Source organism: Kitasatospora azatica KCTC 9699 (assembly GCF_000744785.1).
Taxonomy (GTDB): Bacteria; Actinomycetota; Actinomycetes; order Streptomycetales; family Streptomycetaceae; genus Kitasatospora; species Kitasatospora azatica.
Genome location: NZ_JQMO01000003.1, coordinates 499947 through 524644 on the forward strand (window position 1 = coordinate 499947; position 24698 = coordinate 524644).

Genomic DNA, 24698 nt, shown 5'->3' on the forward strand with positions numbered 1-24698 from the left:
ATGCGGACGCCTGAGCGGGCCCTTGGGCGCTCGCCGTTAAGACATCGTCAAGATGCGCAGCTACGATCACATAACGCCATCAAAGCGGACAAGTTGACCGACTCAGACCCGTTCGAGCGGCCGGTGCGGCGGGCGCGGGAGCTCCGCCGTGATGGTGTCGCCGGGACGCACCACGCCGCCCACCCGGACAACGCTCATGATTCCGGCCTTGCGCACGATGTTCCCCACCTCGTCCCGCCCGACGACCCGCTTCAGCAGCCCGTCCTGGAAGTTGTCGATCTGCAGGCAGGGGTTGCGCAGACCGGTGACCTCCACGACCGCCTCGTCGCCGATCCGCAGCAGTGTCCCCACGGGCAGGCCGAGCAGGTCGATGCCGCTGGTGGTGATGTTCTCGCCGAGCTCACCGGGCCTCACCTCGAACCCCGCCTCGCCGACTTCGGCGAAGAGCTCCTGGTGAATGAGGTGAACCTGACGCAGGTTCGGTTGGGTGGGGTCCTGCGCGACGCGTGAGCGGTGCTTGACCGTGACGCCGGCGTGCACATCGCCCGCCACACCGAGCCCGGCGAGCAAGGTGATGAAGGCCCGGTTGGGTTTGCTGAACGAGTACTCGCCGTTGCTGCTGACTGCCGTTACCGCCCCACCCATGCCCGCGGCCCCCGTTTCTGAAGCGATGGTTCGCCCCGAGCCTAACTCGAGGGGCCTCTGCCACCGGAGCGCCGGGCGCTGCTGGACCGAGCCGCCGACCCGCCGAGCTGGAGAGTTGAGAGCGCGCTCGCGCACCGCCGGTACGATCAACGCTATGCCGCACGGGAGCCCTGGTGAGTCCGCTGAGCTGGACCAGCGCACCGGCCTCCCGCAGGGCGCCTCTGCTAAAGTAGAGAGTTTCGGGCAGCGGGCAGCGGGCAGCGGGCAGCGGGCAGCGGGCAGCGGGCAGCGGACCGTCCTGTTGGCCGTTCGGTCGGCTGGCGCGCTGCACCGGCTTCTCGACGCGCTGCCGGTCTTCGAGGGTGACACCCGCATCACCACCCGCTTCACCCTGGTGCCCGGTTCCGAGTTCGACCTGGACGCCCTCGCGGCCCTGGAGCGTTCCGGCGCCCGCTGCCTGAGTTGGGAGGAGGCCTGCCGGCGCCCCCACGACCTGGTGCTGAGCGCCAGCCCGAAGGGCGCGTTGTGGGCGCTGTCCGGCCCCCGGGTCCTGCTCCCCCACGGCGCGGGGTTCAACAAGGCGATCAGCGGCGAGGGTTCGCCCCGCATCCCGTCCGGCCTCGACCCGCACTACCTGCTCGCCGACGGCGAACCGCTGGCCGCCCTGCACGCGCTGGCACACGGTGACCAGCTCGCGCGGCTGACCGAGTCCTGCCCGCCCGCCGCGGCCCGGGCCACCGTCGTGGGCGATCCGACGCTGGACCGCCTGCTCCGCTCGCTCACCGCGCGGGACAGCCACCGCGCCGCCCTGGGCACCGGTGAGCGCCGACTGATCGTCATGACCTCCACCTGGGGGCCGGAGTCCCTGCTGGCCAGGCGCCCCGAGCTGCCGCTCGCCCTACTGACCGCCCTGCCCGTCGACGCCTACCAGTTCGGACTCGTGCTGCACCCCAACGAGTTCAGCCGGACCGGCTCCTTCGACCTCTCCCGGCAGCTCGCACCGGCGCTGCGCGCCGGACTCCTGCTGGCCCGGCCGCACGAGGAGTGGGCCGCGCTGCTGGTCGCGGCCGACGCCGTGATCACCGACCACGGCTCCACCGCGCTCTACGCCGCAGCCGCCGGTCGGCCGGTCATCGGCGCCTACGACGGTGGCAGCGAGCTCATGGCCGGCAGCCCGATGGCCGGGCTGCTGGCCCGGGCACCCCGGCTGACCGGGCCGGCGAGCCTACCGGAAGCACTCGAGGCGGCCCGAGCCACGGACGTCCGCGCATCGGCCGACGCGGCATTCGCCCTGCCGGGCCGCTCGCTGCCGCACCTGCGCCGCGAGTTGTACCGGCTGCTCGGGCTCCGGTCGCGAGCTGTTCCGGTGGCGCCGCACCCCTTCCCCCTGCCGACCACCACGCCCCAGCAGCCCACCGCGCTTGCCGTGCGGGCCCAGCCGGCCGGCCGACGGATCGTCATCGAGCGGTTCCCCTGCGACACGTCCAGCGCCGTCCATCATCTGGCCGCCGCCTATCCGCAGGCCGGCCCGCGCCAGCTCCAGAGCGCAGCGGTGCTGTGGACCCGGGCCGACCCCGACGCTCGCGCACCGCATGCGAGCAGTTGGACGGCCGCCGGCTGGACGGCTCGGATACTCGACGAGGCCCCGGGATGCCGGACGGCGGCGGCGATCCTCACTTCGGAGCGCTGCCTGCTCAGGCACCGCCGTGCCGGGCTGCTCAGCCTGCGGATCGAATCCTGCCGAGCGGATGGGCGGGTCCGGCGGGTGGACCCGGCCGCTGTCGTCTCGGCCGTCCATGCCTGGCTCGGCGCCAACCCCGGCTGGGTCCCGCCGGCCTCGGCCTCGCTCAGCTGCGAACTCGGCCCGCTGACCGTCCAGGTGGAACTGGCCGAGGCAGACGAAGAAGACCTCGACTACGAGCTCTGATCGCTCGCCGGCAGGCCGCCGAAGCGCTCGGTCAGCGCGCTGGCCGCCGTCCGGTACTCCTCGGCCTCGACGCCCTGCCCGGCATCGTCCGCCAGGCGGGCCAGCTCCGCCAGAACGCGCACCTCGTCGGTGGTCGAGCCCCGTTCCCGGGCGCTCGCCAGCGCGGCCCGGGCCAGCGGTGCCGCCTCCGCGAGGCGCCCGCCCCGGCGCAGCGCGCGGGCCAGTTCGAAGCCGGTCCGCGCGGTCATCCGTTCCCGCTGCTGCTCGCGCGCCATCCGGTGGGCCTCGCCGAGCAGTTCGGCGGCCCGCTGGTAGTCGGCAGCGCCCAGGGCGGCCTTGCCGAGCTGGTAGGTCTGGAGCAGGACGCCGTAGGCGTTGCCGATCGCCAGGTGCTGCTGTCGAGAGACCTCGAAGTCGGCGGCGGCATCGGCCCATTGGCCCTGGGCGAGCTTCAGCAGGCCGTGGAACTCCAGTGCCGAGGCCCGTAGTTTGCGTTCCGGTTCGGTGTCGCCGAGGGCCTCGGCCGCATGCAGCGCGTGCCGCAGCTGCGCCCCGGCCTCCTCGTACTGCTCCTGCTCCCACAGTGGCCGAGCCAGCTGGCACCGCATCCGGACCATGGCGGGCAGCTCCTCCAGGGCGTCGGCGGCGGCCACCCCGGCTCGGAAGGCGTCCGTGACGTCCGCGTAGTGCTGGTGGTCGAGGAAGTGCGTCCAGAGCGGTTCGCACAGCGCCACCGTGTCCTCGTACCACCCGGAGTCGAAGGCCAGTCGGACGCAGCCGTACAGGGCCAGGCGCTGCGACTCCAGCCAGCGCAGCGCATCCGCCTTGCCGCTGAACTCGACGTCGGGAACCTCCGGGAGCGGCGGTTCGGACACCGCGAACGTCATGCGCGGGCCGGCCGCGAGCAGGTCGGCCCGGGCGGCCTGGCGCCGGTACCAGCGGACCAGCCGGCGCCGCGCCGCGCTCCGCTCCACCCCGCCGGAGTCGGCGTCGGCGTCGGCGTCGGCGTCGGCGTCAGCCTGGTGTGCTCGGCGCTCGGCGTGACCGCGCAGCAGGTCGTGCATCCGGTAGCCCTCGGCCCTGCTCTCGAGCAGACCGGCCGCCTCCAGCTCCTCCAGCGCGTCCTCGGCCGGCAGCAGTCCAGCGCCCAGCAGCACGGCGGCAGTCGAGGTGGTGACGGCCGGCCCTGGCAGCTGCGGCAACAGCCGGTAGAGCAGCGCGGCCTCCGGTCCCAACCCCGCGTGCGCGGCGTCCCACACCGCCTCCACCATCGGGATGCCCTTCTCGCGCAGCTCCGCGCCGAGCTCGGCGACCAGTCGACTCAGGCTGCGCCGACGGTACTTGCGGATCCACTGGCCGGCCACCTGGAGCGCGGCGGGCAGACCGCCGCAGCCGTGAGCGAGGTCCGCCAGTGCCGCCGGTTCCGCGGCCAGCCGGGGATCGTCCACGATGTGCCGCAGCAGCTCGACCGCTTCGTCCGCGGCCAGCGGGCTCATCGGCACCTCGACCGTCGCCACGCCGTCCAGGTCGTAGAGCTGTCCTTGGCTGGTCACGATCACCAGGCTCCGGGCGGACGCGGGCAGCAGCGGTACGGCCTCGGTGCCGTACCGGGCGTTGTCGATCACCACGAGCAGACGCTGCTCGCGGGTGCGGGTCCAGTACTGCTTCGCCCGGCCGGCGTAGGAACGCTGCAGCCACTCCGGTGCGACGCCGAGACCGCCGAGCAACTCCGCCAGGGCGTCGGCGACCTCCACCGCGCCGTCCCGGCGCAGGTCGTCGAGATCCACGTACAGCACACCGTCGGGGAAGTCCTCGCTGAGCCGGCGCGCGACGTGGAACCCCAGGGCGGTCTTGCCGACCCCGCCGATCCCGGTCATGGCGACCACCAGCGGTCCGCCCTGGCCCTGGTGGCTTCCGGCGGCCCGCAGGATCCGCTCCTGCTCCGCCTGGCGATCGGCGAAATAGGAGGGTGCCGGGGGGAGTTGATAAGGCGTCGGGGCTTCCGGCGCGGGTGCCGCGTGCATGTGCTGGTGCAGCTCGTTGATGGTCCGGGCCTGGACGACCGCCCCCACCTGCGCCTGGCCGCCCACGCTGTTGTACGTCTCCTCCGCCACCCCGCAACCCTACGCCCTCACCACACGCATGACGGATCGACAGCACCCTCGGCTGCCGAGGAGTTCATCGAGCAGCGCACCTGGTACCGCCACATGCGGCCCGGCGCAGCGTCCGCCGCAATCTCGCCGAACCCGCCGGCCAGCTAGCCCTATTCGCCTGACCCGGTGCCCCGCCGCCCCTGCGGCGGGGCACCGCCTTTCCCTGCGGCGCAGACCGCACCCCCGAACACCCTCACCAGGAGAGTGACCGCACCATGTCCTCGGCCCTTCAGCCCGGACCGGCCGCCCCCACCCCGCAGCAATTGGCCTTCGACGTGCCGGGCGAGACGAGCTGGTGCCAGCGGTGGAAGGCGCGCCGGCCATCGTGGCGGCGGACCGGCGAGGGAGGGTTCGACCCGGAGGCGTACCGGTGCATGGTGCTGGCGGAGGGCCCGGCCCGGCGGTTCGCCCAGGCCCACCACTACGGGAGCCGACTGCTGCGTGTCAACGGGCGACGGTCAGCCCAGGACGATCATGCCTGTCAGCATCACGAGGAAGCTGCCCAGGACGCCGATCCGCTGGCGCCCGTCCCAGTTGTACCAACCGCGCTCGAACTTGCTGAAGAACCCGACACCGGTCATCCCCAGCACCAGAAAGAACATTCCGACTGCGAACCTCATCCTGTCCCCTTCCGTTCGAACGCCGTCGGCCATCCTAGAACCACGACGGAACCAGACCACTGCCGCTCGCGTAGTGACGGGTATCCGTACCGGCCTCGTAACAGAACGGCTTCTGGCCGGCCGTCAGCATGGCGTTCGGGCTGCAACGGGTCGACGAGGAGCCGGGGCCGGGCGAGCCGCCCGGGGCCGGCTGCAGGGCGTGCTGACGCTGGCGGCCGAGCGGGGGTTCGCGGCGTCGTCGCGCACTCCGATCCGCAGCCGCGGACGCGGCCTACCCCGGAGGAGCCCGAGTTGGTGTCCCCTGGTCATGTCGGCCATATCTACGCAGTCCAGGGGTTCGCGTACCTCGGCCTCGGCGGCGGTGACTCCCGACTGGACCTGTGGCACCTCGCTGACCTCGAACACGGTCCACCTGGTGTTCCAGTGCGACGGCAACCTCGTCCTCTACCGCAACAGCGATGGGCATGCCATGTGGGCCGCCGGCAGCGACGACGGCAGCACAGGCTTCGCCAACCACATCGATCGCGTCAACTTTCACTCCGACGGGACCATCCACCTGTGGCACCTGGGGACCTTCCCCAAGGATGAGTGCACGATCAACGCAGGTGCCGCCGCCCCGTTCGGGCACATGAGTGTTCAGGACGACGGAAACCTCGTGGTCTACACCGATGGCGGACACGCCGTCTGGTCGAGCAACACGTACAACAACATGCAGGGAATCCTGCACGCCTGCCCGATCTAACCTCGATCTTGCATGACGGACCGTCAGCTCGGCTGGCGGGCCGTTCTTGCGTCCATCGCCGAGGTCCTCACCGCCAACGGCGTCGAAGTCGAGCTCTCCTGCGAACAGGGCATCTGCGGTGCCTGCCTCACCCCGGTCCTGGCCGGAGAACCCGACCACCGCGACGAGGTCCAGACGGACGAGGAGCGGGCCGCGAACAACCAGATCACCATCTGCTGCTCGCGCGCCCGCAGCCCCGAACTCGTGCTGGGGTTCTGAGCAGGGCTACGGCCACAGCGCGTGGCGCTCCCATGCGCTGTGGCGGTCGGGGCGTTCGTAGCGCAGCCGGTCGTGCAGGCGGCCCTTGTCCGCCTGCCAGAACTCGACCGCCGTCGGCACGAGCGTGCAGAGCCTCCACTCCGGACTGACCAGAGCGGGTTCCGACTCGATCCGGGCCAGTGCCGTACGCAGAGCCCGGTCACGCTCCTCGGTGTCGGCCAGGTGCTCGCTCTGACGGCCCAGCAGAACCTCGGCACGGGCGGAGGACGAACGGGCCAACAGGTCGGCGGCGCTCTGCTCGGCCGGCGCGGGCTCGACGGCACCCCGCACCCGAACCTGCCGCCCCAGCAGGGGCCAGTAGAAGGTAAGCGCCGCGCGAGGCCGGTCGGCCAACTGACGGCCCTTGGGACTGCCGGCGTGCACGGCGAACTGCCAGCCGTCGCCGTCCACGTTCTTGAGGATCAGCACCCGGGCGTCCGGACCGCCGTCCTCACCGACCGTCGACAGGGTCATGGCGTGCGGATCAGGCACACCCACCGCGACCGCCTCCCGCAGCCAGCCCAGGAACAACTCGACCGGATCGGCGGGAGCGGCGGCCGGATCGAAGTCGGCCAGCGGGCCGGCGAAGACCTCCAGGCTCCGCAGCCACTCCCGCACGCCCACGGTCTGCTCGGCGTTCCTGCGCTCCAGATAGACCCACGCACGGGTTCCCGACCGCAAGGTGACCTCGCCCCGGGCATAGTCGTCGACCTCGTAGGCGTCGGCCATGGCCAGTTCGTCGTCGCTGATCGTGAAGACCTGGCCCTCGACGGCGTCATCCGGGTCCGTGGAGACGACGACCAGCGGGTGCCGGTCGGTGCCGCTGGCCTCGATCACGGCGGGATCGGTGATCTGGATGGTCGTCATGCGGTGGCCGGGCAGCGCGTCGGCGGTGCCCTGAAGCAAGCGGCCGAACTGGGAGAGCTGCACCTCGGGCAGTTGCAGGGTGCCGTAGGAGAAGAGGTGGTGGACGGTCTGAGCGGGCGCGGTCGGATCAGCCATGCGGCAAAGTCTCCTACACTCGGCCAGCAGGCGGCAGACCCGGCCCTTCGGGTGCGTGGACGGGCTACCAGGCTCGCTTTCCACGGCCGACACGGCCCGGCGACGGACGACACGGCTTGAGGAACCCGGACTCGGTCAGGCTCTTCCGGCCCTCGGCGGACCGCACAAGCGCGATGAACGCCTTGGCGGCCTCGGCGTTCTTGAAGTCCATCAACAAGGTGACGGGGAGTCGTTGACGGCGTCGGCCGACTCGGGGAAGTCCACGCCCTCCACCGGGGCCGGGACGGAAGTCTTGACAGCGTGGCTAGGTTTGGATCGTGAGCGAACGCGGGGCGGACGGCAGCGCAGGGGATGCGGACTACGGCACGATAGGCGGCGGGTACGCCACCTACCGGCAGCCGGACGCAAGGATCGAGCAGGCGATCACCGCCGCCCTGGGTGGGGCGCGCACAGTGGTCAATGTCGGGGCCGGGGCGGGGTCATACGAGTCGGCGACGCTGGAGGTGACTGCGGTTGAGCCGTCGGCGTCGATGCGTGCCCAGCGCCCCGCACACCTGTCAGCCGCCGTCGATGCCGTGGCCGAGAACCTGCCGTTCGGCGACGACGCGTTCGACGCGGCCATGACCACCTTCAGTGTGCACCAGTGGAGCGACTTCAAGGCAGGGCTGCGCGAGATGCGCCGGGTGGCGCGCGGCCCCGTCGTCGTGCTGACCTGCGACCCTGATCTCGTTCGGGACTTCTGGCTGTACGAGTACGCGCCGGAGGTGTTGGACACGGAGGCGCGCCGTTACCCGGTGATCGCGGATCTGACCGGGACTCTCGGCGGACACACGACGGTGACCCGGGTGCCGATACCCGTCGACTGCACCGACGGCTTCAACGAGGCGTACTACGCGCGCCCCGAGATGCTGCTCGACCCCGGTGCTCGACAGGCGTGCTCGGCGTGGAGCTTCGTCGACGAGCACTCACGCGAACGATTTGCCGCGGATTTGCGGCGCGACCTGGCCAGCGGAGCATGGGACGCCCGGTTCGGCGCCCTGCGGCAACAGCCTTTTTACGAGGGCTCGTTGGTTGTGATCCGGTCCGTTCCGGCCTGATACCTGCGTCGCAGCTCCGCTCGCGCTGTGACGTGAGGGGACGTCAAGTCCGTTGCTGGTAGCCGCCTCGTCCGGCCTGGGGGGAGGAAGCCTTGGCGGGTGAGGCATCCCAAGCGCCTGCGGGTGACGCACTGACATCGTGCATCTCATCGGCGTCCAGCGAGAATTGACGCTTGCTCCGTTGGTGACGATGTCCTGCGTGGGGCAGCCAGAGCGTGCCCCCTACTCATCCATCGTGAGGAGATGTGGCTTGACTGTCTCATGGGACCTGCTGATATCCACGGCAGGTGGTGTCACCGCCACCGTCGTTGGCGTCCTCGCAGGCGGTATCGTCGGGCGCCGCGGCCAGAACCGGCAATGGCTGCAGGCAACGCAGACCGCAGCCTACGAGAAGTTCCTGCAGGCGTTCGGAGCCGTGGAGGCTGAGATGCGCGAGGCCTTCCTCGAAGAGCGCAGGCCGGTAGTCGCCTGGGATCCCTTCGTGGCCGCCTCGCACTCGGTCAGCCTGGTCGCGGACCCGGCGACCAGTGCAGCGGCGGAGCAGCTCTGCGATGTCGTGGAGGATTTCACCATCCTGTTCCATGGTCGTCAGCCGACCGACTTGGAGGAACTGCGGCCGATCCATACCGCATTGACAGAGGCTCACCTGAAGTTCATCAATGCGGCGCGGCTCTCCCTCGACCCGTCCCTGAAGCGCCTGGACCGGTCCCTGGGGGGCCCGTCGCCCTGGCGCGGTGTCGAGTCCTTCCACGCCCGAGCCGACAGAAACCTGTACTGACTTCCCTCTCTCCGACGCGCGTCGCCGATCACTCAGCGGCCACGTTCCTGGTGTTGGGGAGTGTGGGGGCCCTTTCGGGGATCTCGGTGGGGTAGATCTGGTCCATGCCGTCGAGGTTCGTGCTCCCCCACCCTTCAGCTCTTTGACGAAGATCTCTTTCAAGTCGTGGTCCATGTCTCGCCTGAGCAAGGGGATCAGATAGCCCAGTGGCTACGCATCGTCAGGTCGGGGGGACCGTCCATGAGTTCACGTACAACTCGAACTTCCCAGCCATGGAGATGCACACCTCTCGTTCGGGTAGCCCCGGCAATCAACGTAGGGTCAACTTCCGCTCGCTGCCTTCCGGATGTGCTCTCCGAGTGCCCGCCCAGACGGCGAGCGGATGGCACCGCCCCGGGTCCCTGGACGTCAGGAGCCCGGGGCGGTGTGGGTCTGGGGGTGGTGGGGGCCCAGGAGCCGACTGCGGGCAGCCAGAACCTGCTCTCCGACGGCGATGGCCTCGTCGTTGCGGCCCGTGCTGTGGTAAGACACCAGCTGCACGAAGGCCTGGTACAGGGCGGCGCCAGTATGGGTGTGCGGGGAGTATGCCTCGGCCTGGGCGCCGTGCCGCAGAGCAGCGTCCGGGCGATGAAGTTCCACCCCCAACGTCATCGCCAGCCTCGCTGCTCGCCCCGGTCAAGCAACACCGCGGATGCGGTGGACGAGGACGCCGGCGAGCAAGGTGACCAGAGCCGTGGTCAGGTAGAGGCCGAAGTAGCCGCCGGCGTCAGCGACGATGGGGGCGGCGAGGGCGGGCGCGAGTACCTGGGGGCCGGAGTTGGCGATGTTGATCACGCCCAGGTCCTTGGCCCGGTCGGCCGCGGTGGGCAGCACCTGGGTGATCAGTGCCTGGTCGACGGCGAGGTAGACGCCGTAGCCGGCACCGAGGACGGCGGCGGCCACGACGGTGGCGGGCCAGGTGTGGATCAGGGCCAGCAGCAGTGCGGCGGCGGCCATCACCGCGCAGGAGGCGACTACCAGCGCACGACGCCGTCCGGTGCGGTCGGAGATCACGCCGGACGGGATCGCAGTGCCCAGCGCGGCGAGGGTGTAGACGGCGGTGAGGATCAGCACGCCGGTGTCGGGCGAGTGGTAGTGCACGGCGTCGGTGAGGTAGTAGAGCAGGTAGAGCGTGCCGATCGCATTCCCGAGATTGATCAGAAACCGGGTCAGCCAGGCCCAGCCGAAGTCCGGATAGCGGCGCGGGCTCACCCAGTAACCAGCCACCATCACAGCGAAGTTGAGCGGAGCCCTCAGCTCACGGGGCAGCAGCGGGTCACGGAAGCACAGGACGAACGGCAGCGCCAGCACCACCGTCATGGCCGCCGTCACCGCGTAACCGCTCAAGACGCCGCCGACCAGCACCGTCACCAGCACCGCGCCGACCACCAGCCCCAGTGACTGGCTGATCCCCGTCCAGCCGGACACCACGGCCCGCTGCCCTACGGGCACCTGGTCGGCCACCGGCGCAGTGACACCGGCAAGCATGACATTCAGTCCTGCTTGGGCAACCGCCCATCCGACGGCGATACCGACCAGCCCATGTTGGCCGGCCGTGAGCAACAGTCCACCAGCGCCGACCAGCGCACCGACCAGGATCCACGGACGCCGACGTCCGAAGCGCGAGGTCGTACGGTCGGAGACCGCACCGGCCAACGGGTTGACCAGCATGGCGACCACGGCACCGATACCGGTCACCCAGGAGAGCAGGCCAGCCTTGTGCACGGCGTCCAGGCGCTCCAACTGCGACGGGAGCAGGATCTGGATCGGCGTGAAGAAGCCCAGGAAGACGGCGAGGTTGGCCAGGCTGAGCGCCGCCGTCCAGCCCGGGCCCACCCGGGTGCGGGGTTCGGCGAGGGCGGCGGGGAGTTCGACGTCCGCAGATATCATGAGGCTGACTCATCTCCCCTGGCGCTGCCGGGCGATCAGCTCGCGGCACGCGTATCCATCTCCGATAAATACGAGTGTTCCTCATGTTAGTGAGGCAACGGCGGAACACCAGATGTCCGACAGCGATCCGTCGGCCCCCAACGGGATGACAACAGGGGCGTGGATCCCGGATCCGTCGGCCGACCACCCGCATAGTCGGAACCACGTGATGTCCGATCGTGAGATGAGCCGACCATGCGTCTGCCAAGCCGTCAGGCCCTCATCGCAACCGTGGCCTTGCTCGTCACCGTCGCCGGGTGCGGCGGCCCGGCCACCCGGCCGACCGCACCCTCGCCTCCTCGGGATGCGGGCTCCGCGGTCGCCTCCTCCCCCACCGGCCCACGGGCATTCACGCTGGTCGCCACGGGCGACGTCCTGCCCCACACCGAGATCATCCGCCAGGCCGCGGAGGACGCCGGAGGCAGCGGGTACGACTTCACCAAGATGCTCGCCGGTGTCAAACCGGTGATCAGCAGCGCGGACCTGGCCATCTGCCACATGGAGACCGTCTACGGTCCCGACGGCGGGCCGTTCACCGGCTATCCGTCCTTCAAATCACCCCCTCAGGTCGCCCGGGCCCTCAAGGACGCCGGCTACACCTCCTGTGACACGGCTTCCAACCACACCCTCGACGACGGTTCCGCAGGCATCCGGCGCACGCTCGACGCCATGGACGCCGTGGGCCTGAAGCACACGGGCTCCGCACGCAGCGCGGACGAGGCCGGCAGGCCCGCGCTGCTCAAGGCGGGTGGCGCCACCGTGGCCCAGCTCGCCTACACCTACGCCACCAACGGCATCCCGCTGCCCGAAGGGCAGCCCTGGGCGGTCAATCTCATCGACCGGGACCGAATCCTCGCCGACGCACGGGCCGCGCGTGCTGCCGGGGCGGACATCGTGGTGGTCAGCGTCCACTGGGGCACCGAGTGGCAGGACGAGCCGAACGAACAACAGCTCACCCTCGCTGCCGATCTGACGTCCCGGCAGAGTGACGGCCGGCAGGACATCGATCTGATCCTCGGCACCCACGCCCACATCCCGCAGGCGTACGAGAAGGTCAACGGCATCTGGACGGTCTACGGAATGGGCGACCAGCTCGCCGGACACATGTTCAACTACTCCGGGGCGGAGGACCCGCGAGGCAACTGGAGCTCCATCGCCCGGTTCACCTTCTCCCCACCGGGTCCAGGAGGACAGCGGTGGACCGTCAGCAAGGCCGAGTTCATCCCGCAGCTCACCGATCTCGGCCCGCCCTACCGAGTCCTCAACCTGACCGAGGCGGTCCGGCGCGACCCCGGTCGCAGCGACTACGCGCGCGCCCTGGAGCACATTCGGTCGGTCGTGCTCAGCCGCGGTGGTGCCGCCGCGGGACTGACGACGGCCCCTTGAGCGGCAGGCCCGTCGAAGGCCCCGTCACCGTACCTCGCCGGTCCCGCCGGGCAGCGCCTGCTCGGCCCAGATGGTCTTCCCGGTACCGGTGTGGCGGGTACCCCAGCGGTCGGTGAGCTGGGCGACGAGCATCAGCCCGCGTCCGCCCTCGTCATAGGTGCGGGCACGGCGCAGGTGGGGGGCGGTGCTGCTGGCGTCGGAGACCTCGCAGACCAGCGTCCGCTCCTTGATCAGCCGGAGCCGGACCGGCGGGGCGGCGTACCGGATCGCATTGGTGACCAGCTCGCTGACGACGAGTTCGGTGACGAAGGCGAGGGCATCCAGGCCCCAGGCTTGGAGTTGGGCCGTCGCCCGGGCCCGTGCCTCGGCGACGACGGCGGGGTCACTGGGCACCTCCCACTCCGCGACCTGCTCGGCGTCCAGCGCCCGGGTCCGGGCGACGAGCAGCGCGACGTCGTCGGGGTTGGGCTCGGCGAGCATGGCCCCGAGCACGAGGTCGCAGGTGTTCTCCAGCGAGGGCTCCGCACCGCCGAGCGCGGTGAGCAGGGCGTCCAGGCCGACGTCCACGTCGCGGTGTCGGGTCTCGATGAGGCCGTCCGTGTACAGCGCGAGGAGGCTGCCCTCCGGAAGCCGGCGGTCGACGGATTCGAAGGGCAGTCCACCCAGTCCCAGGGGTGGGCCGGTGGGCAGGCGCAGGAAGTCCACGGTGCCGTCGGGGGTGACCACGGCGGGATCGGGATGGCCGGCACTGGCCAGTGAGCAGATCCGCGACACCGGGTCGTAGACCGCGTAGAGGCAGGTGGCGCCGAGGTCCGAGTCGGGGGCGTGCACGTCGGCGGCGCGTCCGGTGCCGAGCCGGATCACCAGGTCGTCCAGGTGGGCGAGCAGTTCGTCGGGGGCGAGGTCGACATCGGCGAGGGTGCGCACTGCCGTGCGCAGTCGGCCCATCGCGGCGGAGGCGTGGATGCCGTGACCGACCACGTCACCGACGACCAGGGCGACGCGGGCCCCGGAGAGCGGAATGACGTCGTACCAGTCGCCACCGACGCCGGCCCGGGAGTCGGCGGGCAGGTAGCGGCCCGCGACTTCCACGGCGACCTGCTCCGACAGTTCCTGGGGCAGCAGACTGTGCTGGAGCGCGAGGGCGGTGGTGCGTTCCCCGGTGTACCGGCGGGCATTGTCGATGCAGACGGCGGCACGGGTCGCGAGCTCCTCGGCGATCCGCAGGTCCTCCGGGCCGTACGGAGCGGTGTGCGGCGCCAGGCGGACGCACAGGATGGCTCCGAGGTTCGTACCGCGGGCACGCAGCGGCACGGCGAGCATGGAGTGGGGGCGGTACTCGCGCACCCAGGCGGCCCGTTCCGGGTCCTCGGCGAGCCAGTGGGCGATCTCGGGGTCGGTGATGTGGTGGATAGCGCCCTGCCCGGTGGCGAGGCAGCGGGCGACCGGTGAGGACTCCGGGTAGCTCGCGGTGCGACCGAGCTCGACCGCCGGCGGCACCGTGGCGCACACGGCCGCGCGCCGCAGCAGGAGGTGGGCATCGGCGAGGATCGGGGCCGGCTCCTCGCCGCGCAGTACCGGCTCCAGCAGGTCGACCGAGACGAAGTCGCCGCAGACGGGCACGGCGACGTCGGCCAGCTCCTGGGCGGTGCGGACGACGTCCAGGCTGCTGCCGATGGACCGGCTGGCCCGGTCCAGAAGCGCGAGACGCTCACGGGCGGCTGCCTGCTCGGAGAAGTCGAGCGCGGCCAGTTGGACACCGTGCACCGTCCCGGCCTGGTCCTTGAGCGGGGCGAAGTGCACGATCCAGGCGTGCGGGCTGGGCTCCCCCGGGACGCGGACGAAGTTCTCGACGTGCTCGGGCTCGCCGGTCGCCGCCACCCGGTCGACGTAGCGCTCGGGCAACCGGAACGCCGGATCGGGCATGTGCTCGGTGATCCTCAGGCCGCGAACCTCGTTTTCGGGGGCGGCGAGCTGGCGGGCCATCGGCTCGTTGATGCGCAGGAACCGGCCCTCGGTGTCGTAGATCGCGAGGGCGAACGGGGACTGGTCGAACGCCCAGCGCAGCAGCGTGTCGTTCGCCCGCTCGTCCTCGTAGGAGGCCGCGCCGGCCGCCAGCGGTTCGGCCTCGAACAGCCAGCCGGCCCGCACCTCAGCGGCTCGCAGCGGACAAGCGCGGAGCAGGCAGTCCACCGGGTGGCCGTCGCGGTGCCGGAGGGCGACCCGTCCCACCCACTCCTGCTGCGCGGCGAGCCGCTCGCGGGCCGACGCGGGCAGGCCGCCGCCGAGCAGCGCCGTGGCAGGCCGGCCGACGACCTCGGCAGCGGAGTAGCCGAGCAGGTCCTGCGCACCGGAACTCCAGCCCGCCAGCTCCCCGTCGGGTCCCGCCACCGCGACGGCGGCGACCATGGCGGCGCCGGGTCGGCCGGCACCGGCTTGGGCGTTCATGGCCGACCACCTCGCCTTCCAACCTCTCACTTGACCAGGATCCCCTGACCAGGCCGGTCACGCACCGGGCTCCGCTCCTGCCAGGTAGCGGCGCCCGGTGCCGGCCCCTTGCTGTCGCTGTGCCGGATCTGCCGCGCAGGCCGCCGCCTACAGCAGTCCGTGCAGACCGTGACCGGGCCGTCCGGCCGTGCGCTGGACGGCCACGACGGCTGCGTCGTCCCCGAGGCGCCCGCCGGCATGAGCCAGCAGATCGCGGCGGATGTGGTTGACCAGTGCCTCCGGCGTGCAACCGGTCCAGCGGGCGACCCGTTCGGCAAGTGGGTAGAACACCCCGGCGCGGTCACGGGCCTCGACCACACCGTCGGTGTAGAGCAGGAGGGTGTCCCCGACCTCGAAGCGGAACGTGTCGTCCGGGTAGTCGTCCGCCACCAGACTGCCAAGGCCCAAGGGCGGTGCGGCGCCCGCGCCGTCGAGCAGGACGACGCGATCGTGGCGCAGCAGCAGCGGTGCCGGGTGCCCGCAGTTGGTCAGGTGAGCCACCGGGGCGTCGTCGGGGATGTCGAGGAACAGGGCGGTGACGAAGTGCTCTTCGGTCTCGCTGTCCGTCTGGGCGAAGTCGAGCAGGAAGCGGCTGACGTTGTGGTCCAGCGTGCAGGCGAGGTCGGGCAGCGTGGCGTGCTGTGCGGCGATGAGCCGAAAGGCACTGAGCAGCAGGGCGGACTCGCCGACCGCGGCCAGGCCCTTCCCCCGGACGTCTCCGACGATCATCCGCGTCCCGCTGCCGCTGCGGGTCGCGGTGTAGAGGTCGCCGCCGATCTGTGCCTCGTACTCCGCGGCCAGGTACACGGTGGCGATCTGCAGGGAGCCGATCTGTTCGGGAATCGGGCGCAGCAGAGCACGCTGAGCGGCTTCGGCCACCGACTGGGCACGGGCGAGCTGCCGGCTGCGGCGTTCCCGGACCACCGTGAAGAACACGATCATCGTCGACAGCGCGGCGAGTGCGACGAGCTGTGCCAGGTGGCCGCCCGCGGTCAGGCCACCGCGCAGGACGGCGATGAGGATGCCGGCGGCGACGGTGAGCGCTCCGACGGCGGCGGTGACCCGGGGCCCGGCCAGGGAGGGGGTCAGGGCGGGGGCGATCACGAGCAGCGGGCCGAGATGGGCTGCGGCGGGCGACTGGAGAATCGCGACGGTGAGCCCCACGACGAGGGCGATCGGTACCAGCACCAGGGCGGGGGTGCGACCCCAGGGGTGCTCACCTGGTGAGCGCTGTCCGACGTCCATGCCCTCAACTGTGCGCTGCGCCCAAGTGCGCTGCATCCGGCATGTGCGCAGTTCGCGGTCCGGTCGATGTGCACGGATGTATCGCCGCCGGCGAGTGGTCGCCGCGGCCACTGCGGCATACGGGTGAATCTGTCCCTTCAGTGCGTTTATCCATGCCTATGATCCATTTTCGTGACGGAAAGTCAGAGCATCCCAGCGGCACGTGACACAGCCGACGTGGTCATCCTCGGCGCCGGGCCCGCCGGCCTGGTGCTCGGGAACCTGCTCCACGCGAGCGGCGTCGACTGTGTCGTGCTGGAACGTGCCACCCGGGTGCAGGTCCAGGCCCGCTCACGCGCCGGCTTCCTCGCGGCCAACACCGTCCGGATCCTGGACCGGCACGGCCTCGCCGAGGGCCTGCGCCGGAACGGCCGGGAGCACGCGACCTGCGAGTTCCGCAGCGAGGACGGCCGCTTCCGGCTGGACTACGGCAGCCTGGGCCGCAGGGAGCGGCACACCGTCTATCCGCAGCACGAACTGGTGACGGATCTGCTGACGCAGTACCTGGAGGCCGGCGGACGGGTTCGCTTCGAGACCGCGGCGGTGGCCGTGCACGGAGCGGACGGCCCGCGGCCCTCCGTCACCGTGCGCGAGGCCGACGGCCGGCCGGGCAGGTGGCAGGCCAGATACGTCGCCGGCTGCGACGGCCGGCACGGCGCGGCACGGCGCTCGCTCCCGCCCGGCACGGTCCGCCGCCACCAGCACGACCACGGCGTCTCCTGGCTCGGCCTGCTGGCCGAGGCGCCACCGAGTCTGGACGCCGTCGGCTACGCGGTGCACAGCCGGGGCTTCGCCGGGCACATGGCCCGAACCCCCGAGGTCACCCGCTACTACCTGCAGTGCGAGCGGGACGGCTCGCCCGAGGCCTGGTCCGAGGACCGGATCTGGGACGAACTGGCGCTGCGGATGCGCGTCGAGGACTACGGCCCGCTGCGCCGGGGCCGGATCGTCCACCGCTCCCTGGTCGGCCTGGAGTCCGACGTGATCGAGCCTCTGCGCCACGGCGCGCTCTTCCTCGCGGGCGACGCCGCGAGCCTGATCAGCCCGTCCGCCGCCAAGGGGGCGAACCTCGCCGTGCTCGAGGCGGAGATCCTCGCCCGCGCCCTGATCGACGATCTCCGCCATGGCAGCGCCGAAGGCCTCGACCGCTACTCCGCGCAGTGCCTGGCGCACATCTGGCGCGCACAGGACTTCTCGCAGTGGATGGTCCAGCTGCTGCACGGCGTTCCCGGCTCGGCCGGCGGGTCGGTGTTCCACGACTCCCTGCGCCGTTCCCGCCTCGAATCGCTGCGCGTCTCCCGCAGCTGTCAGGACTGGTTCGCCGAGAACTACGTGGGCGTGTGACACCCGCCTGAGAGAACCGTTTTTCCCCAGTACCGAAATGAGGATGCACCGCGATGACGACGACAATGCCATGTGACACGGCCCGGTTACGCGAGACGGTCGACTTCGTCAGGGAACAGGACGCCGCGACCCTGCTGCCGCTCCTGCTGCCCGGGCTGGACGGCTTGGAACTGCGAGCGCTGGTGGACCGCTGCCGCTTCTCGCACGCCGCGCTCCTGATCTTCCCATCGGCTCCGGAGGGCTTGCGCACCGTTCTGGCCGACTGCGGGCTCGCCGCCGAGGTGGCGCCGCGGCCCAGCGTGGTCGTCCGCCAACGGCTCGCCGCGCGGCACGGGCGCGACGCGGCGGAGCTCGACGTTCAGATCGTCCGTCCGCGTGTGGCCGGCCCCGACGGGACGAGCCGGACGGTCGAGGTGTTCACGCTGACCGTGCCACCGGGTTCGGAGCTCGCCGGGATCGCCGAGCACGAACGTGCCCGGGAGCACGAGGCGCACCTCGCCTTCGAGGTCGAGCGCCCGGATCCCCTGGTCCTGCGCGGCATGTGCTCGATCCTGGCGCGGCACGGCGCGGTGGCCGAGGGCGGTGGGTACAACCCGCACGAGGACGGCACGGTGTTCTACTTCACCGCTCCCACCGATTCCAAGGCCGGATACCGGCGGGTGGAGCTCTATGTGCCCGGCGACCACCGGGACGTCCTCGCCGCCCACTTGGCGGAGCACCAGGCGCGACAGCCTGCTGAAACGCTCCTGCGCCTGCTGACCGGGGCGTGGACGACCCAGGCCCTGGCCGTCTTCGCCGAGCTGCGGCTGCCCGACACCATGGACACGGACGCGGGAGTCGACGCCGAGGCGCTGGCGCGAGCCGTCTGCGCCGACCCGGAGAGCCTGGCGGCGCTCCTGCGCTACCTCGCGATGCTGGACGTGGTGGCAACCGACCGGCGCGGCTTCCGGCTCACCGAGCTCGGCGCGCTGCTGCGGGCGAACGCCCCGGGTTCGATGCGTCCGCTCGCTCTCATGTACGGCGGCCCGTTCTACCAGTCCTTCACGGGCCTCGGGCACACGGTGCGGACCGGGGAGGTGGCCTTCGACCGTCTCTTCGGCGAGAACCACTTCGACTACTTCGCCCGCCGCCCCGAACTCGCGGACCTGTTCGACCAGTCCATGGCCGCCAGCTCGCGCATGTTCGAGCCGCTCCCCGCACACCCGGCCGTCACCGCCGCGAGTGCGGCACCGAACGCCGGGACGGTCGTCGATGTCGCGGGCGGGAACGGGGAACTGCTCGGCCGCATCCTCACCGCGCACCCGCGCCTCAACGGTGTTCTGCTCGAACGCCCGCACGCCGTCGAGGCCGCGCGTCGGTCCCTCGGCGCCGCCGGCCGCGGCGAGCGGTGCACCTACCTGGCAGGCGACTTCGCGGACGTGCCGCCGGGCGGCGACGTCTACATCCTCTCCAGGATCCTGCACGACTGGGACGACGACCGCTGCCGGGAGATCCTGCGCCACTGCGCCCGCGCGATGCACGCCGAAGCCGACCTGCTCATCGTCGAACGCGTGCTGCCCGCCGACGACTCGGCCTCACTGGCCACCTCCTGGGACCTCCACATGAGGTGCAACGTCGGAGGCCGCGAACGCCGTGCCGACCACTACGCCCGGCTGCTCGCCGACGCGGGGCTGGCACTCGTGAGCCTCGCACCGCTGCCGCTGGGTGCCGCCGTGCTCCATGCCCGCAAGGCCGACACACCCGGTCCCGACCGGACGCCCCATCAGATGAGCCCGTAGCGAGTCCGTCAGGCCAGGGGTGCCTCGCAGGTGCGCGTTCGCACGAGCGCGGGGCACCCCTGGCGATCCGCTTGGCGGGTCATTCCCCTTCGGTTTCGAAGGTCCGCAGCAGGTCTGCTGCGACGCTCACGGCAATGGTCGCGGGTTCCTTGCCGGTGATGTCGGCCAGCCCGATCGGGGTCTTGATCCGATCGATGGTGGCCTCGTCGTGACCGCCCTCGGTGGCGAGGCGATTGCGGAACCGCACCCACTTGGCCGCCGACCCGATCAGCCCGATGGAGCCGAGATGGGTCGTGCGCAGGGCGGCGTCGCACAGCGCGGCGTCCTCGGCGTGATCATGGGTCATGATCAGGACGTGGGTGCCGCGCGGCAACCCGGCCAGCGCCTCCTCCGGCAGCAGCGGCGTGTGATGCACGGTCACCTGCGCCACCGCGTCTGCCAGCACGTCGAGCCGCTCCTCGGTGAGGAGGTCGGAGCGGGTGTCGATCAGATGGAGGTCGAGGTCCTGACGTGCCAGGATGCGGGCCAGTTCCAGCCCGATGTGCCCGACGCCGAAGATCGCCACCGCCCGTGCCGTCGGCAGCGGTTCGAGCAGCACCGAGACCGTGCCGCCGCAGCACTGCACGCCGTGCCTGTTGGTCACCTTGTCGTTCAGGGCGAAATCGATCAGCTCCGGCTCGGGCTTGGCCGCGGCGATCATCTCCCGGGCCCGATCGATCGCGACGGCCTCGACATTGCCGCCACCGATCGAGCCCCACGTCTCGGTGCGCCCCACGACGAGTTTCGCACCGGCCTCGCGCGGGGCATGGCCGCGCACGGTCACGACGGTCACCAGCACGCCGGACTCCCGGCGGGCTCGCAACCGTACGACCGCGGCGACCCACGTCATGTCAGGCACCGCTCAACGCTTCTGCGTCGGTTCGGTCGGTTCGGACATCGCCCCGGCGAGCCGCCTGGATCGCCCAGTACACCGCCTCCGGCGTTGCGGGCGAGGCCAACTCGACGCTGACCCCGCCCGGCCCGAACGCGGCGGCGGCCTGCCGCAACGCCTCTCGCACCGAGAAGGCCAGCATCAGCGGAGGCTCACCCACCGCCTTGGACCCGTATACCGCGCCCTCCTCGGTGGCGTTCTCCAGCAGCGTGACGTTGAACTCCTCCGGCATCTCCGAGAAGCTCGGCAGCTTGTAGGTGCTCGCGGCCTGGGTCAGCAGCCGGCCGCGGCTCGGCCCGTCGCTGGCGTCCCAACGCAGGTCCTCGAGTGTCAGCCAGCCCGCTCCCTGCACGAAACCGCCCTCGACCTGACCGATGTCGATCATCGGGGACAGGCTGTCGCCGACATCGTGCACGATGTCCACCCGCCGCAGGCGGTACGCGCCGGTGAAGCCGTCCACCTCCACCTCGGCTGCGGCGGCGCCATAGGCGAAGTACTTGAACGGCGAGCCCCTGAACGTCTTCGCGTCCCAGTGCAGGCCCTCGGTCCGGTAGAAACCGGCCGCCGACAGCTGGACTCGCTGGAAGTACGCGGTGCGCACCAGGTCGTCCCAGGCCAACTCCCGGTCGCTGCCCAGGGTGCGCGCGACGCCCTCGACGATCCGCACGTCCGAGGCACTCGAACCCAGCTGGGTGGCGGCCACCTGCAGCAGCCGCTCGCGCAACTGCTCACAGGCGTTCTTCACCGCCGCACCGTTCAGATCCGCGCCGGCGCTGGCGGCGGTGGCAGAGGTGTTGGGCACCTTGTCGGTTCGGGTCGGGGCCAGCCGCACCTTGTGCAGCGGGATGCCCAGCGTGGTCGCGGCCACCTGCAGCATCTTGGTGTGCAGGCCCTGGCCCATCTCGGTGCCACCGTGGTTGATCAGGACCGAGCCGTCCTTGTAGATCAGCACCAGCGCGCCGGCCTGGTTGAAGGCGGTGAGGTTGAACGAGATGCCGAACTTGAGGCCGGTGATCGCAAGTGCCCGCTTGGTGTTCGGGTGCGCGGCATTGAAGGCGGCGATCTCGCGCTCGCGATCGGCGACGCCGGCGTCGTCCTGCACCTGCCGCCAGACGGCGGAGATCCGTTCGGGCTGGAGGACCGGCTGTCCGTACGGCGTCGACTGGCCCTGCCGGTAGAAGTTGCGCTCCCGCAACTCCGTCGGATCCAGGCCGAGCAGCGGCGCGCACCGGCCCATGATGTCCTCGATCACCAGCATGCCCTGCGGTCCGCCGAAGCCGCGGAAGGCGGTGTTGGAGACCTTGTTGGTCCTGGCGATGCGACCGGCGATGCGCGCGTTGGGAAGCCAGTAGGTGTTGTCGATGTGGCACAGCGCCCGGGCCACCACCGGCTCGGAGAGGTCCAGGCTCCAGCCGCCGTCCGCGGTCAGGGTGGCGTCCAGGGCCTGGATACGGCCGTCGGCGTCGAAGCCGATCTTCCACTCGGCGTGGAACCCGTGCCGCTTGCCGGACATGGTCAGATCCTGGGTCCGGTTGAGCCGCACCCGAACGGGCCGACCGGTCAGCTTGGCGCCGAGCGCGGCGACGGCCGCGAACCCGTGCGGCTGCATCTCCTTGCCGCCGAAGCCGCCACCCATCCGCAGGCACTGCACGGTCACCTCGTGACTGTGCAGGCCGAGCACGTGCGCGACGATCTCCTGGGTCTCCGAAGGATGCTGGGTGCTGCTCTGGACGAACACCTGCCCGTTCTCATCGACCAGGGCCAGCGCCGCGTGCGTCTCGAGGTAGAAGTGCTCCTGATCGGAGAACTGGAGCTCGCCGGTGAACACGTGGGCGGAATCGGCGAAGCCGACGTCGACGTCACCGGTCAGCATCACCGGCCGGGCGCCGTGGAAACTGTCGGCCGCGATCGCCTCCTGCAGCGTGATCACGGAGGGCTGTTCGTCGAGTTCCACCTCGACGGCCGCCGCACCTAGCCGGGCCGCCTCCAGGGTCTCGCCGAGCACCCAGGCGACCGCGTGGCCGTAGAACATGACCTCGTCGGGGAACAACGGTTCGTCGTGCTTCATGCCGGCGTCGTTGACCCCGGGCACGTCGGCGACGGTCAGCACGCGGACCACACCGGGCACGGCGAGCGCGGGCTTTGTGCGCAGCTCGGTGATCCTGCCGTGGGCCTTCATGACCTGGACCGGGTGGGCGTGCAGCACGTCCTTGGTGCGATGGACCAGGTCGTCGGTGTAGAGCGCGGTGCCGGTGACATGCAGGGCGGCGCTCTCGTGCGGCATCGAAACGCCGACGACGGGCTTTGCGGGGCGCTCGGACAACTGGCTCATGACGACACCGCCTCGGTGGTCTGCGCGTACAGCTTCGGCAGGCTCTGGCCGAGCATCGCGCAACGGTAGTCGGCGCTGGCGCGGTGATCGTTCATCGGCGTGCCCTCGGCCCGCAGCACCCCGGCCGCGGCCTCGACGGTCGCCGCCGCCCACGGCCTGCCCTCCAGGGCCGCCTCGGTGGCGAGGGCCCGGATCGGGGTGGCGGCCACACCGCCCAGGCCGATGCGTGCCTTGCGGACGATCCCGTCCTCGATGTCGAGCGCGAAAGCGACTGCCACACTGGAGATGTCGTCGAAGCGACGCTTGGCGATCTTGTGGAAGGCCGTGACCGGCGACAGCGGCAGCGGGATGCGCACCGTGCGGATCAGCTCGCCGGGACGGCGCACGCTCTGCCGGTAGCCGGTGAAGTAGTCCGCCAGCGGGACCTCGCGCTCACCGTCGGCGTCGGCGAGCACCACCGACGCCTCCAGCGCGAGCAGCGCCGGCGGGCTGTCACCGATGGGCGAGCCGGTCCCCAGGTTGCCGCCGAGGGTCGCACCGTTGCGGATCAGCCGGGACGCGAACTGCGGGAACAGCTCTGCCAACAGCGGGACGGCGCCGTCGAGGCGGCGTTCGATCTCGGTGAGCGTCAGCGCCGCCCCGATCTCGACGCGGTCGGATTCGACCCGCAGCTCCCGCAGTTCCGCCAGCCGGTCGATGGCGACCACGCAATCCGCCCGGCGGGAACGGATATTGACCTCCACGCCCCAGTCGGTCGAGCCGGCGACCACCACCGCGTCGGGCCGCTCACGCAGCAACCGCAGCGTTTCGGCCAGGGTGTCCCTGCGCAGGAACGCGCTGTCGTCCCGGGTGTATTCGGTGGCAACCGGTGCGGGCGGGGACTGCTCGCGACGCTGCGCCAGCGGGTCCTCATCGGCAGGCGTGCCGACGGCGAACGCGGCATCGCGAATCGGACGATAGCCGGTGCAGCGGCACAGGTTTCCGCTCAGCGCGTGCAGATCGAAACCGTTCGGACCGTGCTCGGCGTCGGTGCGGTCGGCCGGGTCCGCCGGCGCGCAGCGGTCGGGTCGGTAGTACTCGGCGGCCATGCTGCAGACGAATCCCGGCGTGCAGTAACCGCATTGGGAGCCGCCGCGGACCGCCATCTCCTGCTGCACCGGGTGCAGGGTGGGCGGCCTGCCGGGTTCGCCGGCGGTGGCGAGGCCTTCGGAGGTGACGATCTCCTGACCGTCGAGCGCCGCGACCGGGACCAGGCAGGCGTTGACCGCCACCCAGTCGGTGGGCTTGTTCACCCCCGGACGGGCCACCAGGACCGAACAGGCACCGCATTCACCCTCGGCGCAACCTTCCTTGGTGCCGGTGAGGCCACGCTCGCGCAGAAAATCCAGCACCGTGGTGTGCGGCGCGGCCGGTGAGATCGGTGCTTCTCTCCCATTGACCTTGATCCGCGCCGCTACCATGACAGGCCTTCGATTCGGTGCGCGATCGGTCGATTCATCATGTTCGCCAATGTCAGGCAGCTTTCTGTGTTCAGACGCGCCACGTGCGAGGAGCGGGCGCGGAAACGGCACGCCCACAGCGATGTGCCGGCAGGTCACGTGGGAGGAGCGGGCGCGGAACGGCACGCACAGCAACGTGCGTGGCGGCGGTGACGGGAAACCCGGAAGGTGCCTTGGCCGGGCAGATCAGAGCGGCGTGCTCAGCAGCCGTGCGCGATCCGACCCGGAACCCAGACCGTGCGGCGGGCGAGGCGACCGAGATCAGAGCAGGTGCACATCCGCTGGTCGCCTCCTTTCGGTCGTCACGGGTCGGCGTCTTGACGCAAAGTAATGGCTCGGGCCACCGAGGTCAAGAGCGTGACCTGTCCCGCCGCCGGTCGCGGCGGGGCCCCGCCGCGTGGGTCCGGGTGCGGCGGGGCCTCGGGAGT

Annotated in this window: 19 protein-coding genes and 1 pseudogene; 8 read left to right on the top strand and 12 right to left on the bottom strand. The window is 71.1% G+C overall.

Features of this window, described 5'->3' with window-relative positions:
- Window positions 1-102 precede the first annotated feature (102 nt).
- Entirely contained in the window at window positions 103-645 is a 543-nt protein-coding gene (locus BR98_RS13415) for an MOSC domain-containing protein (protein ID WP_035844663.1), read from the bottom strand.
- A gap of 154 nt (window positions 646-799) precedes the next feature.
- On the opposite strand from BR98_RS13415, the gene BR98_RS13420 reads away from it, so the two are divergent.
- Window positions 800-2572, top strand: a complete 1773-nt coding sequence (locus tag BR98_RS13420; RefSeq protein ID WP_407639447.1) for a translation initiation factor 2 — start codon at window positions 800-802, stop codon at window positions 2570-2572.
- Here the strand turns inward: BR98_RS13420 and BR98_RS13425 are convergent.
- Window positions 2560-4686 carry an NB-ARC domain-containing protein gene (locus tag BR98_RS13425; RefSeq protein WP_035844664.1) on the bottom strand — a complete coding sequence of 709 codons (2127 nt, stop codon included), beginning with the start codon at window positions 4684-4686 and terminating at the stop codon, window positions 2560-2562. The genes BR98_RS13420 and BR98_RS13425 overlap by 13 nt on opposite strands.
- A gap of 497 nt (window positions 4687-5183) precedes the next feature.
- Complete coding sequence (locus BR98_RS39310) at window positions 5184-5327, bottom strand: hypothetical protein (RefSeq protein WP_157537734.1); 144 nt, start codon at window positions 5325-5327, stop codon at window positions 5184-5186.
- Window positions 5328-5706: 379 nt separating this feature from the next.
- Between BR98_RS39310 and BR98_RS13430 the strand changes: the two genes are divergently transcribed.
- Together BR98_RS13430 and BR98_RS13435 are read left to right on the top strand one after the other, a co-directional pair.
- Window positions 5707-6087 carry a hypothetical protein gene (locus BR98_RS13430; protein WP_035844666.1) on the top strand — a complete coding sequence of 127 codons (381 nt, stop codon included), beginning with the start codon at window positions 5707-5709 and terminating at the stop codon, window positions 6085-6087.
- Between the two features lie 12 nt (window positions 6088-6099).
- A complete protein-coding gene (locus tag BR98_RS13435; RefSeq protein ID WP_035844667.1) occupies window positions 6100-6345 on the top strand; it encodes a 2Fe-2S iron-sulfur cluster-binding protein in 246 nt (81 codons plus the stop codon).
- 6 nt (window positions 6346-6351) lie between these two features.
- Here BR98_RS13435 and BR98_RS42010 read toward each other — a convergent pair whose 3' ends face one another.
- Together BR98_RS42010 and BR98_RS41230 are read right to left on the bottom strand one after the other, a co-directional pair.
- Window positions 6352-7386, bottom strand: coding sequence for a pyridoxal 5'-phosphate synthase (locus tag BR98_RS42010; protein ID WP_083976549.1), 1035 nt, complete (start codon window positions 7384-7386; stop codon window positions 6352-6354).
- A gap of 64 nt (window positions 7387-7450) precedes the next feature.
- Window positions 7451-7680: pseudogene (locus BR98_RS41230) on the bottom strand (substrate-binding domain-containing protein); the annotation flags it as partial.
- 23 nt (window positions 7681-7703) lie between these two features.
- Between BR98_RS41230 and BR98_RS13445 the strand changes: the two are divergent.
- Window positions 7704-8483, top strand: coding sequence for a class I SAM-dependent methyltransferase (locus BR98_RS13445; RefSeq protein WP_035844668.1), 780 nt, complete (start codon window positions 7704-7706; stop codon window positions 8481-8483).
- 250 nt (window positions 8484-8733) lie between these two features.
- A complete protein-coding gene (locus BR98_RS13450) occupies window positions 8734-9261 on the top strand; it encodes a hypothetical protein (RefSeq protein ID WP_035844669.1) in 528 nt (175 codons plus the stop codon).
- 408 nt (window positions 9262-9669) lie between these two features.
- Here BR98_RS13450 and BR98_RS13455 read toward each other — a convergent pair whose 3' ends face one another.
- A complete protein-coding gene (locus BR98_RS13455) occupies window positions 9670-9900 on the bottom strand; it encodes a tetratricopeptide repeat protein (RefSeq protein WP_198042218.1) in 231 nt (76 codons plus the stop codon).
- A gap of 36 nt (window positions 9901-9936) precedes the next feature.
- A complete protein-coding gene (locus BR98_RS13460; protein ID WP_035844671.1) occupies window positions 9937-11190 on the bottom strand; it encodes an MFS transporter in 1254 nt (417 codons plus the stop codon).
- Window positions 11191-11424: 234 nt separating this feature from the next.
- Between BR98_RS13460 and BR98_RS13465 the strand changes: the two genes are divergently transcribed.
- Window positions 11425-12615, top strand: a complete 1191-nt coding sequence (locus BR98_RS13465) for a CapA family protein (protein WP_035844674.1) — start codon at window positions 11425-11427, stop codon at window positions 12613-12615.
- 24 nt (window positions 12616-12639) lie between these two features.
- On the opposite strand, the gene BR98_RS13470 is transcribed toward BR98_RS13465, so the two are convergent.
- Both BR98_RS13470 and BR98_RS13475 read right to left on the bottom strand, forming a co-directional pair.
- Complete coding sequence (locus tag BR98_RS13470) at window positions 12640-15063, bottom strand: SpoIIE family protein phosphatase (protein WP_232247403.1); 2424 nt, start codon at window positions 15061-15063, stop codon at window positions 12640-12642.
- Window positions 15064-15210: 147 nt separating this feature from the next.
- Window positions 15211-16347 (bottom strand): PP2C family protein-serine/threonine phosphatase, encoded by a 1137-nt coding sequence (locus BR98_RS13475; RefSeq protein ID WP_051969732.1) that lies wholly within the window; start codon window positions 16345-16347, stop codon window positions 15211-15213.
- A gap of 216 nt (window positions 16348-16563) precedes the next feature.
- On the opposite strand from BR98_RS13475, the gene BR98_RS13480 reads away from it, so the two are divergent.
- Window positions 16564-17730 carry a 4-hydroxybenzoate 3-monooxygenase gene (locus tag BR98_RS13480; protein ID WP_035844676.1) on the top strand — a complete coding sequence of 389 codons (1167 nt, stop codon included), beginning with the start codon at window positions 16564-16566 and terminating at the stop codon, window positions 17728-17730.
- Between the two features lie 53 nt (window positions 17731-17783).
- Window positions 17784-19508, top strand: a complete 1725-nt coding sequence (locus BR98_RS13485; protein ID WP_035844678.1) for a methyltransferase — start codon at window positions 17784-17786, stop codon at window positions 19506-19508.
- A gap of 79 nt (window positions 19509-19587) precedes the next feature.
- Here BR98_RS13485 and xdhC read toward each other — a convergent pair whose 3' ends face one another.
- The 3 genes from xdhC to BR98_RS13500 are packed head-to-tail and all read right to left on the bottom strand — an operon-like array spanning window position 19588 to window position 24231.
- On the bottom strand, window positions 19588-20397 hold the full coding sequence (xdhC, locus tag BR98_RS13490; protein WP_157537736.1) for a xanthine dehydrogenase accessory protein XdhC: 810 nt from the start codon (window positions 20395-20397) through the stop codon (window positions 19588-19590).
- A gap of 1 nt (window position 20398) precedes the next feature.
- Window positions 20399-22771: a xanthine dehydrogenase molybdopterin binding subunit gene (xdhB, locus tag BR98_RS13495; RefSeq protein WP_035844682.1), complete on the bottom strand. Its 2373-nt coding sequence runs from the start codon at window positions 22769-22771 to the stop codon at window positions 20399-20401.
- Window positions 22768-24231, bottom strand: a complete 1464-nt coding sequence (locus BR98_RS13500; RefSeq protein ID WP_035844684.1) for a xanthine dehydrogenase small subunit — start codon at window positions 24229-24231, stop codon at window positions 22768-22770. Before BR98_RS13500 ends, xdhB begins: the two co-directional genes overlap by 4 nt.
- Window positions 24232-24698 lie beyond the last annotated feature (467 nt).